This is a genomic window from Niveispirillum sp. FG148, assembly GCF_057809655.1.
Window position 1 is genome coordinate 76,478 of record NZ_JBMDKJ010000004.1, and the last position, 12,504, is coordinate 88,981.

At 65.7% G+C, this 12,504-nt stretch carries 13 protein-coding genes; 9 read left to right on the plus strand and 4 right to left on the minus strand.

Translation table 11 applies throughout. The features are described from left to right. Positions 1–96 precede the first annotated feature (96 nt). The 9 genes from ACODTW_RS05660 to ACODTW_RS05700 all read left to right on the plus strand — a co-directional run bounded on the left by ACODTW_RS05660 (position 97) and on the right by ACODTW_RS05700 (position 7,355). Positions 97–357 carry a DUF6489 family protein gene (locus ACODTW_RS05660; protein WP_488944979.1) on the plus strand — a complete coding sequence of 87 codons (261 nt, stop codon included), beginning with the start codon at positions 97–99 and terminating at the stop codon, positions 355–357. Further along, positions 354–746 (plus strand): (2Fe-2S) ferredoxin domain-containing protein, encoded by a 393-nt coding sequence (locus ACODTW_RS05665; protein ID WP_488944980.1) that lies wholly within the window; start codon positions 354–356, stop codon positions 744–746. Before ACODTW_RS05660 ends, ACODTW_RS05665 begins: the two co-directional genes overlap by 4 nt. A gap of 25 nt (positions 747–771) precedes the next feature. After that, the gene (gene mnmE / locus ACODTW_RS05670; RefSeq protein WP_488944981.1) at positions 772–2,091 is read left to right on the plus strand and encodes a tRNA uridine-5-carboxymethylaminomethyl(34) synthesis GTPase MnmE; all 1,320 of its coding nucleotides are present in this window, start codon (positions 772–774) and stop codon (positions 2,089–2,091) included. Positions 2,092–2,162: 71 nt separating this feature from the next. After that, entirely contained in the window at positions 2,163–4,028 is a 1,866-nt protein-coding gene (gene mnmG / locus ACODTW_RS05675) for a tRNA uridine-5-carboxymethylaminomethyl(34) synthesis enzyme MnmG (protein WP_488944982.1), read from the plus strand. A gap of 55 nt (positions 4,029–4,083) precedes the next feature. Continuing rightward, positions 4,084–4,689, plus strand: coding sequence for a 16S rRNA (guanine(527)-N(7))-methyltransferase RsmG (gene rsmG, locus ACODTW_RS05680; protein WP_488945236.1), 606 nt, complete (start codon positions 4,084–4,086; stop codon positions 4,687–4,689). Between the two features lie 56 nt (positions 4,690–4,745). Then, a complete protein-coding gene (locus ACODTW_RS05685; RefSeq protein WP_488944983.1) occupies positions 4,746–5,549 on the plus strand; it encodes a ParA family protein in 804 nt (267 codons plus the stop codon). Beyond that, positions 5,542–6,438, plus strand: a complete 897-nt coding sequence (locus ACODTW_RS05690) for a ParB/RepB/Spo0J family partition protein (RefSeq protein ID WP_488944984.1) — start codon at positions 5,542–5,544, stop codon at positions 6,436–6,438. The genes ACODTW_RS05685 and ACODTW_RS05690 overlap by 8 nt, the downstream gene beginning before the upstream one ends. A gap of 99 nt (positions 6,439–6,537) precedes the next feature. Beyond that, positions 6,538–6,969, plus strand: coding sequence for a DUF6841 family protein (locus ACODTW_RS05695; protein WP_488944985.1), 432 nt, complete (start codon positions 6,538–6,540; stop codon positions 6,967–6,969). Beyond that, entirely contained in the window at positions 6,969–7,355 is a 387-nt protein-coding gene (locus tag ACODTW_RS05700) for an ACT domain-containing protein (protein WP_488944986.1), read from the plus strand. The genes ACODTW_RS05695 and ACODTW_RS05700 overlap by 1 nt, the downstream gene beginning before the upstream one ends. A 121-nt stretch (positions 7,356–7,476) precedes the next feature. Here the strand turns inward: ACODTW_RS05700 and ACODTW_RS05705 are convergent, their stop codons facing one another. From ACODTW_RS05705 to leuS, 4 genes are all read right to left on the minus strand, one after another. Then, a complete protein-coding gene (locus ACODTW_RS05705; protein WP_488944987.1) occupies positions 7,477–8,178 on the minus strand; it encodes a DJ-1/PfpI family protein in 702 nt (233 codons plus the stop codon). A gap of 27 nt (positions 8,179–8,205) precedes the next feature. Continuing rightward, complete coding sequence (gene holA, locus ACODTW_RS05710) at positions 8,206–9,237, minus strand: DNA polymerase III subunit delta (RefSeq protein ID WP_488944989.1); 1,032 nt, start codon at positions 9,235–9,237, stop codon at positions 8,206–8,208. 15 nt (positions 9,238–9,252) lie between these two features. After that, complete coding sequence (gene lptE / locus ACODTW_RS05715; protein WP_488944991.1) at positions 9,253–9,774, minus strand: LPS assembly lipoprotein LptE; 522 nt, start codon at positions 9,772–9,774, stop codon at positions 9,253–9,255. 115 nt (positions 9,775–9,889) lie between these two features. Further along, complete coding sequence (gene leuS / locus ACODTW_RS05720) at positions 9,890–12,475, minus strand: leucine--tRNA ligase (protein ID WP_488944993.1); 2,586 nt, start codon at positions 12,473–12,475, stop codon at positions 9,890–9,892. Between the last annotated feature and the right edge of the window lie 29 nt (positions 12,476–12,504).

The window sequence follows — 12,504 nt, forward strand, 5'->3', positions numbered from 1 at the left end:
CGGGCTGATGAAGAACAGATAGTTTATCCTTGTGTCGAACCCAGGGTGCGGGAAAAATCCCGCCTGGTACGGGACGCATCGCAAAGGAGCGCCGGCATGAAGGTCACCATCAATATCGACTGCACGCCGGAGGAGGCGCGAACCTTCCTGGGCCTGCCCGATGTCCAACCGATGCAGGAGGCGCTGATGCGCCAGATGCAGGATCAGATGTCGGCCAATCTGAAGGCCATGGATCCCGAAACCATGATGAAGACCTGGCTGCCCATGGGGCTGCAGGGCATCGAGCAATTCCAGAAACTGATGTGGTCGCAGATGTCCAACGCCATGGGCACGCCCAGCAAGGATGGCAAGAAGTGAGCGATATCGTGACGGGTGATCCCGCCCCCTACTACCACGCACATGTGTTCGTCTGCACGAACGAGCGGGAACCGGGCCACCCCCGCGGCTGTTGCCGGGAAAAGGGCGGCGATGAGCTGCGCGACTATATGAAGAAGAAGGCCACCGGCCTGGGCCTGGGCAAGAATGTCCGCATCAACAATGCCGGCTGCCTGGACCGGTGCGAGCTGGGCCCCGTGCTGGTCGTCTATCCGGAGGGCGTCTGGTACGCCGTGAAGACCAAGGCGGATGTGGATGAGGTGCTGCAGACCCATCTGGTGGAGGGCAAGCGCGTGGAGCGGCTGATGCTGCAGCCCACCGACAAGCTGCCGGCGGATGTGGTGGCGCGGCAGTCCGCCGCCGCCGAGTGATGATGTTTCACGTGAAACACGCCTGATGCACGCAGACACCATTTTCGCCCTGGCATCCGCCCCCGGCCGCGCCGGGGTGCAGGTGATCCGCATCTCTGGTCCCGATGCCGGCCGGACACTGCAGGCGCTGACCGGCCGGCCCCTGCCCGCGCCACGGATGGCCGCCTTGGCGGGGTTGATCGATCCGGCGACGGGCGACCTGTTCGATCGGGCGCTGGTGCTGTATTTCGCCGCCCCCGCCAGCTTCACGGGTGAGGATGTGGTCGAGCTGCACCTGCACGGGGGCCGGGCTGTGCTGTCGGCGGCGACCCAGGCCCTGACCGGATTGGGCCTGCGCGTGGCGGAGCCGGGGGAATTCAGCCGCCGCGCCTTTGAGCATGGCAAGCTGGACCTGACGGAGGCGGAGGCGATTGCCGATCTGGTGGACGCGGAAACGGCCGCACAGCGCCGCCAGGCCCTGCGCCAGATGGAAGGGGCGCTGGGGCAGCTCTATGATGGCTGGCGCCATCGCCTGACCCGCGCGCTGGCCCATCTGGAAGCCGATATCGACTTTCCGGAGGAGGATTTGCCCGGTGGCCTGTCCGACGCCGTGCGGCCAGTGGTGGAAGGGCTGGTGGCGGAACTGTCGACGCACCTGGCCGATCAGGGGCGCGGCGAAAGGCTGCGCGACGGCATTTCCATCGCCATCCTGGGGGCACCCAATGCCGGCAAATCCAGCCTGCTGAACGCCATCGCCCGCCGCGATGTCGCCATTGTCTCCAACCAGGCCGGTACCACCCGCGATGTGATCGAGGTACAGTTGGACCTGGGCGGTTATCCGGTGCTGCTGGCCGACACGGCCGGCCTGCGCGACGCCGCCGACCAGGTGGAAAGCGAGGGCATCCGCCGGGCCCTTGACCGGGCGGCCAAGGCCGATCTGAAGCTGCTGGTGTTTGACGGGGCCGAAATGCCGGACGCGGCCACCCTGGCACTGGTCGATGATGACGCAATGCTGGTCATGAACAAGGCCGATCTGGCGGGTGCGGCCCCACCCCTGCTGGGCCGCCCGGTCCTGCCGATCTCGGCCCGGACCGGTGAGGGGGTGCCGGCCCTGCTGTCTGCCCTGGAACAGGCCGTGGCCGCCCGTTACGCCCCGTCCGGCGCGCCGGCCCTGACCCGGGCCCGCCATCGTACAGCGCTGGAGGAGTGCCGGGACAATCTGCACCGGGCTCTGTCGGCTCCCCTGCCCGAACTGGCGGCTGAAGATGTGCGCCTGGCCGTCCGCGCCCTGGGCCGGATCACGGGCCGCGTGGATGTGGAGGATCTCCTGGACGTCATCTTCCGGGATTTCTGTATCGGGAAGTGAGCGTCCATCCATCCTCCCATGCAGCCCTTGCCCTTTGACTCAAAACGCCGCTCGCCTTATGGTCCGCGCCCATGCAGAACTATGATGTGATCGTGGTTGGCGGCGGCCATGCGGGATGCGAGGCGGCGGCCGCGGCGGCGCGTGCGGGGGCCCGTACGGCGCTGGTGACCCACAGACAAGAAACCATTGGCGAGATGTCGTGCAACCCGGCCATCGGTGGTCTGGGCAAGGGGCATCTTGTGCGCGAGATCGATGCGCTGGACGGGGTCATGGGCCGGGTGACGGACCAGGGCGGTATTCAGTTCCGCATCCTGAACCGGTCCAAGGGCCCGGCCGTGCGCGGACCCCGCGCCCAGGCCGACCGCAAGCTCTATCGCCAGGCCATGCAGAAGGCCCTGGCCGAACAGCCCAACCTGGACATTATCGCCGCCGCAGCCGAAGACCTGATCATCGACGGTTCCGGCGCCTGTGCGGGCATCGTCACGGGCGATGGGCGGTCGATCCATGCCGGGGCCGTGGTGTTGACGACGGGCACCTTCCTGCGCGGCCTGATCCATATCGGGGAGGAGAAGATCCCCGCCGGCCGCGTGGGCGAGGAACCGGCCATCGGCCTGTCCCTGACCCTGGAGAAGCTGGGCTTTAATCTGGGGCGGTTGAAGACAGGTACTCCGCCCCGCCTGGATGGCAAGAGTATCGACTGGGCGGGGCTGGAGGCACAGCCCGGCGACATGCCGCCGCCGCCCTTTTCCACCCTGACCGACCGGATCACGACGCCGCAGATCGACTGCGCCATCACCTACACGACTGAGGCGGTCCATCAGATCATCCGCGCCAATATCCACCGCGCGCCCATGTATTCCGGTCAGATTGAGGGCGTGGGCCCACGCTACTGCCCCAGCGTGGAAGATAAGATCGTCCGCTTTGCCGACAAGGATCGGCACCAGATCTTCCTGGAACCGGAGGGGCTGGACGATGACACGGTCTATCCCAATGGCATCTCCACCTCCCTGCCCCGCGATGTGCAGTTGGAAATCCTGAAGCATATTCCGGGTCTGGAACAGGTGCGCATGATCCGGCCGGGCTATGCCATCGAATATGATTATGTTGATCCGCGCGAGCTGACCCGCACGCTGGAGACGCGCCGGCTGCCCCGCCTGTTCCTGGCCGGGCAGATCAATGGGACCACAGGCTATGAAGAGGCGGCGGCCCAGGGGCTGATTGCCGGCATCAATGCCGCCCTTGCCGTGTCCGGATCGGCCCCCTTCGTGCTGGACCGGGCGGAAGCCTATATCGGCGTGCTGATCGATGACCTGATCACGCGCGGCACGTCCGAGCCCTACCGCATGTTCACCAGCCGCGCCGAATACCGGTTGCTGCTGCGTGCCGACAATGCCGACCAGCGGCTGACCGATCGTGGTCTGGCCGTGGGTGTCGTTGGTTCTGTGCGGCAGGCGCATTGGACGGCCAAGAAGGCGGCCTTGTCGGCTGCGCGCGATCTGGTCACCGGCCTGTCGGCGACGCCGAACGAGTTGGAAAAGCACGGGCTGCATATCAACAAGGATGGTGTGCGCCGCACGGCGCTGGACCTGCTGCGCTATCCGGAGATTGATTTTCCCCGCCTGTGCCAGGTCTGGCCCGATCTGGCCGGACTTTCCCCCGACATTGCCGAACAGGTGGAGATCGACGGGAAATATGCGGGATATCTGGACCGGCAGGAGGCGGATATCCGCGCCTTCCGCAAGGACGAGGCGCTGGAGCTGCCACCCGATCTGGACCCTGACACGATTGCGTCGCTCTCGGCGGAAATCCGCCAGAAATTGAAAAACACGCGGCCCGCCACGCTGGGGGCAGCTGCGCGTATTCCGGGTATGACGCCGGCCGCACTCACCGCTTTGTTGCGACATGTGAAGAAGCGGGGGGATCGTGGCGCCGCGTAAACCATCCAAGCCACTGAAGCTGCCGCCCCTGCCGCGCCCGCCCGGTCCCCCGCCCATGACCCCGGCACAGTTCCAGGCCAAGTTCGGTGTTTCACGTGAAACACTGGAAAAGCTGGAGACCTATGCGGCGCATCTGCGTAAGTGGAACCCGGCCATCAATCTGGTGTCCAACACCACCCTGGACGATCTGTGGTCGCGCCATCTAGCCGACAGCGCGCAGGTGTTCAGTCTGGTGCCGGCGGGCACGCAGCGTCTGGTCGATCTGGGCTCCGGTGCCGGCTTCCCCGGTCTGGTCCTGGCCATCCTGGGCGTACCGGAGGTGCATCTGGTCGAGTCGGATGTGCGCAAGGCCGCATTTCTGCGCGAAGTGGCGCGCGTAACGGGGGCGCCGGCCACGGTTCATCCCGTGCGCATCGAGAATGTCGACCTGCCCAAGGCCGATATTGTGTCGGCGCGGGCCCTGGCAGAGCTGACGATGCTGCTGCCCTGGGCCCACGCCCTGCTGAAACCGGGGGGCACCTGCCTATTCCCGAAGGGCAGGACGGCCGAGGATGAATTGACCGCGGTCGCCAATTCCTGGAATATGCGGGTCGAGCGGTTTCCCAGCCAGACTGATCCGGCCGGAACCATTCTCAGGATCAGTGACCTTTCGCCGAAATGAATCCGTCTCGCCACCAGCCGAACGACAGAGGTTGAACGACAGTGTCGAGCGCCGCCATGCCCCTTCCCGTCCATCGTGCCCGCGTCATCGCGCTTGCCAACCAGAAGGGCGGCGTGGGCAAGACCACGACCACCATCAATCTGGCCACGGCCCTGGCTGCCTGCGGCAAGCGCGTGCTGATCATCGACAATGATCCGCAGGGCAATGCCTCCACCGGCCTGGGTATCCCGCAGAGCAACCGCGAATTCGGCATCTATGATCTGCTGTTCGCCGACCTGACGGTGGAGGAAGTGGCCGTGGCCACCGCCGTCCCCGGCCTGTGGGTGGTCACCGCCAATGTCGATCTGTCGGGCGCCGAGGTGGAACTGGTCAATGTCGACCGCCGCGAATACCGGCTGAAGGACAGCCTGGAGAAATCGTCCGGCGGGTTTGACTATATCCTGATCGATTGCCCACCGGCCCTGGGCCTGCTGACCTTGAACGCGCTGGCCGCGGCCGATGCCGTGCTGGTGCCTTTGCAGTGCGAATTCTATGCCCTGGAGGGGCTGTCGCACCTGATCCGGACCATTGAGCGCGTGAAGCGCGCCTTCAACCCCACGCTGGATATCAACGGCGTGGTCCTGACGATGTTCGACCGTCGCAACAACCTGTCCGACATGGTGGCCGCCGATGTGCGCGGCTTCTTCGGTGAAAAGGTCTATGAGACGGTGATCCCCCGCAATGTGCGGGTGTCCGAGGCGCCCAGCCATGGGAAGCCGGTGCTGCTCTATGACCACAAGTCGGCGGGGGCGCAGGCCTATATCCATCTGGCGGGCGAGATGTTGAAGCGCGAGCGGAAGCGGCAGTTGGCTTATGGATGAACCGAGGAAGAACAATTCGCGCACCGGCCTGGGTCGCGGTCTGTCGGCCCTGTTCGGGGAAGCGGCGGGAAATGAGGAGGAGCAGCAGGTTGACCGGGTCCGCCTGACCCGGCTGCTGCCCATTGATCAGGTTCATCCCGGCAAGTTCCAGCCGCGCCGCCGCTTTGACGAGGAGGCGCTGACGGCGCTCGTCGAAAGCGTGCGCGAGCGCGGTATCCTGCAGCCGCTGCTGGTCCGCAAGGACCCCAGCGCCACGCCCGGCCATACCAGTTACGAGATCATCGCCGGTGAACGCCGCTGGCGCGCCGCACAGTTGGCCGGCCTGCATGAGGTGCCGGTGCTGGTCCGTACGCTGACGGACCGGGAAGCGCTGGAAATCGCGCTGATCGAGAATATCCAGCGCGCCGATCTGACTCCCCTGGAAGAGGCTGAAGGGTACAAGCGGCTGATGGATGAGTTCAGCCATACCCAGGAAGATTTGGCCCGATCGGTGGGCAAGAGCCGGTCCCATGTCGCCAACATGCTGCGCCTGCTGGCCCTGCCGGACGAGGTGAAGCAGATGGTGCAGGATGGGGCCCTGTCCATGGGCCATGCCCGCGCCCTGCTGTCGGCCCCCGATCCCGTCGCCTGCGCGCAGGAAGTGATCAAGCGGGAGCTGAACGTGCGCCAGACGGAAGCGTTGGTGAAGCAGCTGACCGCCGAACCGCTGGTCCTGACGAAGCCTGTCAAGGAGAAGGCGCCCGACACTGTAGCCCTGGAACGGGAAGTGTCCCTGGCCTTGGGACTGAAGGTTTCGCTGAACGGCGATGGCAAGAAGGGCACGTTGCAGATCCATTACCGCACGCTGGATCAGTTGGACGGCGTGCTGAACCGCATCCTGCGGCGATAAGATTTCCAGGGGCCGGGCGGGTGTAAACCTGCCCGGCCCTTCCATGTCCGCTGGCAAAGGGCGGATCAATAAACACAACAGCAATCTCAGGGGAAACCAATGACCGACAGCAGCCAGATCGGAGCCGCCGCCGCCGCCTATTTCAACGGCTATAGCGCTGCCTTCGCTGCCTATGACGCTGAGCGCATCGCGACCCTGTTCGACCAGCCGCTGACGGTGCTGACGGCGGCCGGTCCCATCGTCCATGCCGATGCGGCGGCTGTGCGCGCCTATGTCGACGGGATGCTGGACACCTACCGTCATGTCGGTCTGGCCTGGCCTGTACCGGCGGCCGTCTGGGCCTGGCCCTGCGGCGATGATCTGGCGCGGGCGGAGGTGCTGTGGCTGCTGCGCTCCGCCGACCGGGCGGAGATCATGCGCTTTTCCACCTCCTACGTCCTGCGCCGCGACGGCGATGCCGGCTGGCGGGTGTCGGTGGTGATTTCCTATGAGGAGCCGGGCAAGCTGCCGGCTGGTGGTACCGGCGCCTGATGCCGCCTGCCCTATCGCTGATCCTGCTGCAGGACAGGCTGTGCATATGCCGGTTGGCAGCGGACAGCCCCCTGCCCGCTTGGATCGCCGGCCCCGGCTTTGTCAGCATCACCCGGACAAGTGACGAACTGTCGATCGTGGTCCCTGGAGATCGCGTTCCGGCCGATATTCCGGCCGTGGGTGCATGGCGGGCGTTGAAGGTGCAAGGACCGCTGGATTTCGCCCTGACCGGCATCCTGGCCGCCCTGACGGCCCCGCTGGCCGATGCCGGCATCAGCCTGTTCGCCATCGCCACCTATGACACGGATTATGTGCTGGTGAAGGAAGACACGCTGGCGGCCGCGATCAGGGCCCTGGCGGCGGCGGGTCATCGGGTGGCGGTGTAGCGGCTTCCCTGGCCCCCTGGCCCCCAAAATCGTGTTCAGCCTCACGAGAACTTGTCTATCTGGGTCTGGCGGCAAAAATTTTGATCGCCTGTTCCGAAATTTTGTCCAAATGGCCCCAGCCTCACGAATTTTGATCGGACGGGGTCTGCAGGCCCAGGCGTGCGGCGGCGGCGCGGGCGATATCCCAGCGTTTGGCCTGGAAGGCGGCGGCGTTGGTCTGCAGCAGGTCGACCAGTGTGGGGTCGGCATGGCGCGGATGGCCTGCTGTAAAGGGGGGCGCCGGGTCATATTCCATGGAAAGCTGGGTGCGCTCCGCCCGCTCTTGCCCGAACAGCAGGCCGGCCAGATGCAGGGCGAAATCAATGCCGGAGGTGACGCCGGCCCCCGTCACGCGATTGCCATCCACCACCACCCGCTCGGCCACGGGGATGCAGCCGAACAGGGAAAGCTGGTCCAGCGACATCCAGTGGCAGGTGGCGCGGCACCCCGTCAGCAGGCCGGCCGCCGCCAGGACCAGGGAGCCCGTGCAGACCGAGGTGACATAGCGGGCGCCGGCGGCTTGTGTCTTCAGGAAATCCAGCGCTTCTGCATCCTCCATCAGCGCCAATTGCCCCGGCCCGCCGGGAACAAACAGGATGTCGGCCTGCGGGGCATCACCCAGGCGATGCGTGGGCAACAGGCGCAGGCCGCCGCTGTCCGTGACTGGCTCCAGATCCTTGGCGGCCAGGATGATCTTCACATCCGGAAGACGGGTGAACACTTCAAACGGGCCGGTCAGGTCCAACTGGGTCAGGCGGGGATAGAGCAGCATGACGATGTTCATGGTTCCCTCCAGCCCCGCCGGGGCCGTTCAGTTGCCCCGCCTGGCCAGTTGCGCCAGTTGGAAGAAGGCGCGGGCGCAGATTGTTTCGTCGGGCATGTGGGTGCGCTTGCAGTCGGCTTCCGCCTCCACCAGCCGGTCCAGGGCCGCCTGCAGCTTGGGCAGGGTCCACAGGCGGATCTGGGCCGTCAGGACGGGTTCCAGCTTGAAGAACACAGGCGGGCGCAGGGCCTTCACGGCGGCCTGCGGCGTCTGGCCCTTGGCGACATGGGCGACGGCCATGTGCAGGCGCTGGAAATAGCGCTGGGCGGCCCGCAATACCGCCACGGTGGCCGTGCCGTCGGCGAAAAGGCGGCGCAAGGACCGGTCCACCTCCACCATATCACCGCCGGCCGCGGCCTGGGCCGGTTCGTCCAGATCCAGGGCGGCGCTGTCGCCGATGACGGCACGCACATCGGCCAGGGTCACCTGCTTATGCCCCAGCATGTACAGCGCCAGCTTGTCGATCTCGCCTCGCGCCATGGATCGGTCGCCGACCAGATTGCCAGCCAGCCAGTCCCGCGCTTCCACATCGATCTGCAGCCCATGCTCGGCCATCATGCGGCCGATGGTGCCGGCCAGTTCGTCTTCGCCTTCCACATAGCAGGCGATGGCGCCAGCGATATCGCCGGCATCCTCCACCAGTTTGCGCAGCTTGGAGCGGGCGTCCAACTCCCCCGCCTCGATCACCAGCAACGTGTCGCCGCCGGGTAAGCCCTTCAACAGGGTCGTAACGGCGGGGGCCAGTTTGTCATCGGCGTCGCGGATGCGCACGACGCGCCGTCCACCCGTCAGGGCGATGGCCGCGATTTCATCGCCCAGGCGGGCCGGATCGGCCGTCACCTGATCGGCCTTCATCTCCGTCACGCGGAACGGGTCGGACAGGTCCGGACAGGCCGATTGCGCCGCCGCCTTGCCGCGTTCACGTACCAGACCCAGGTCGGGACCATAGAGCAGCACCAGCCGCGTGGCCGGCGGCGGGCGCTTGGCAAAGGCGTCGGCGTTTCTGGGCTGGACCTTCATCGCCTTCCCCGCCGCCTATTTCGCGTCGCGGGCGAAGAACAGGGACAGGCGCGTGCGGATATCGTCGGCCAGTTCCGTCAGGCCGCGATCATAGGCATCCTGGCGTGTGGCCAGTACGGCGAACTGACTGTCCACCAGATTGAAGCTGACGACGGCGCGGGAGAAGGTGCGATAGACCACCTGCCCGCTGGCAATATCCACCAGTTCGTAACTGGCCTGCAGGCGCAGGCGGGCGCGGGTGGCCGTGGCATCCTTCTGGATGCCCAGTGCTTCCTCCGCGGCGGCCAGCGACAGGGCCAGGCGGTATTTCGGGCTGCCTGGCCGGCCTTCGCTATAGAACCGGTCGATCAGGTTGTTGCGCAGGACCTGGCCGTTGCGTTCGGCGATCGGGTCGATCTGCACATTGGCCAGGGCGGCGCCGACATCCTGGCTATGCCCGGCATTGCCATAGACCGGCTTGAACCCGCAGGCGCCCAGGGCCACCGGCGACAGGGCCAGCAGCAGCAAGGCGGCAAGGCGGGAGGGACGGTGGGACATGGCGCGCCTGCGACTGTTTGGGGCTTGGCTCAAGAATTTTTGAGAAATCAGACCTGGATTTCCCGGACATAGCCCCGGATGGTTGAAGCAAGCCTCAACCATCCGGGGCTGATACTCACACAACAATATTCACAATGCGGTTCGGCACCACGATGACCTTGCGCGGTTCCTTGCCATCCATGGCCCGCTGGACATTGACATCGGACAGCGCCGCCGCCTTGGCATCGGCCTCTGCACAATCGTGGGGCAGCGTCAGGGTGGCGCGCAGCTTGCCATTGACCTGCACGGCCACGGTGACGCTGTCATCCACCACCAGCGACGGGTCGGAGACGGGCCAGGTCCGGTCGACCAGCAGGTCATCATGGCCCAGTTCCGCCCACATCTGCTGGGCCAGATGCGGCATCACCGGCTGTACGATCTGCGCCATGGTTTCCAGCGCCTCACGCGCGGCCCAGGCCTCGTCGGCCGGAACGTCACCCTTGGCGGCGATCTTGGCCAGGCCGTCGCCCAAGGCATTGGTGAAGGTGCGCAGCTTGGCCACGGCGCTGTTGAAGCGGTAGCCCTCGATATCATCGCCCACGGCGGCTGCGGCCTTGTGTGCGGCACGGCGCAGGGCTGTGGCATCGGCGCCGAAGCTGGCCGGTGCGGCCGTGCCGGCGGCCGGCAGGGCAAAACCCGGCTCTGTCACCAGACGCCACAGGCGGTTGATATAGCGCCAGGCGCCGTCAATGCCGGCCTCGGTCCATTCCAGATCACGGTCGGGCGGGCTGTCGGACATCATGAACAGGCGGGCGGCATCGGCGCCATAGCTGTTGATGATGCCTTCCGGGTCCACGACATTCTTCTTGGACTTCGACATCTTGATGACGGCGCCGACCGTGACGGGCGAGCCGTCGCTGGTCTTTGTGGCCTTGGCCCCCTGGATGTCCACATCGGTCGGGAACAGCCACTTGCCGTCCGCGTCCTGGAACGTGGCATGGGTCACCATGCCCTGGGTGAACAGGCCGCCGAACGGTTCCGGCAGATCCAGATAGCCGCAGTGCGACAGGGCACGGGTCCAGAAACGTGAATAGAGCAGGTGCAGGACGGCATGCTCGATGCCGCCGATATAGTTATCGACGGGCAGCCAGTACTTCACCAGTTCCTTGTCAAAGGCCACCGTCTCGTTGCGCGGATCGGCGAAGCGCAGGAAATACCAGCTCGACTCGATGAAAGTGTCAAACGTGTCCGTCTCCCGTTCCGCATCCTTGCCGCAGCAGGGGCACTTCACCTGCTTCCAGGTGGCGTGGCGGGCCAGCGGGTTGCCCGGCGCGTCAAAGGTGACGTCGGGCGGCAGGGTGACGGGCAACTGGTCTTCCGGCACGGGCACGACGCCGCAATCCGGGCAATGGATGATGGGGATGGGGCAGCCCCAGTAACGCTGGCGCGACACGCCCCAGTCGCGCAGGCGGAACATGGTCGTCCCCTGCCCGCGGCCCAGTTCCTCGATCTTCGCGACGGCGGCCTTCTTGCCCTCTTCCACGCCCAGGCCGTCCAGGAAGTCGGAATTGCGCAGCAGGCCGGGGCCGGCATAGGCATCCTTGCCCACGGCGAAGGTCGCCGGGTCCTCGCCTTCCGGCACGACCACGGGCTTCACGGGCAGGTCATATTTGCGGGCAAAATCCAGGTCGCGCTGGTCATGCGCCGGGCAGCCGAAGATGGCGCCCGTGCCATATTCCATCAGCACGAAATTGGCGACATAGACCGGCAGGTTCCAACCCTTCACGAAGGGATGCTCCGCCGTCACCGGCGTGCGCCAGCCCTTCTTTTCCGCCTGTTCCAGCGTGGCTTCGCTGGTGCCCATGCGGTTGCATTCGGCGACGAACTCGGCCAGGCCTGCATCATTCTCGGCCAGCTTGGCGGCCAGCGGATGGTTGGGGCTGATGGCGACGAAGGAGGCACCGAACAGCGTGTCGGGGCGGGTGGTGAAGACCTCCAGATCCTCATGCCCACCCGAAAGCTGGAAGAAGAAGCGGCAGCCCGTGGACTTGCCGATCCAGTTCTCCTGCATGATGCGGACTTTTTCGGGCCAGCGGTCCAGCGTGGCGATGGCCGACAGCAGCTCGTCGGCGAAATGCGTGATCTTCAGGAACCACTGGCTGAGCTTGCGCTTTTCCACCAGCGCGCCCGTGCGCCAGCCACGGCCGTCGATGACCTGTTCGTTGGCCAGCACCGTGTTGTCCACGGGGTCCCAGTTGACCCAGCTTTCCTTGCGATAGGCCAGGCCCGCCTTCAGGAAATCCAGGAACATTTTCTGTTCGAACCGGTAATATTCCGGCCGGCAGGTGGCGATCTCGCGTTCCCAGTCGATGGCCAGACCCATCGTCTTCAGCTGGGCCCGCATGGCCTTGATGTTTTCATAGGTCCAGGTGCCGGGATGGGTATTGCGTTCCAGTGCCGCGTTTTCCGCCGGCAGGCCGAACGCGTCCCAGCCCATCGGATGCAGGACGTTGAACCCCTTGGACCGCTTGTAGCGGGCGATCACGTCGCCGATCGTGTAATTGCGCACATGGCCCATATGGATGCGCCCCGACGGATAGGGGAACATCTCCAGCACATAGGTCTTGGGCTTGGATGGATCGGCGGTGACGGCAAAGCTGCGGCGTTCGTCCCAGACGGACTGCCACTTGGCTTCGGTTTCGCGGACATTATAGCGGGACATGGGTCAAGGCCTGTCGAACGGGTGTCGCT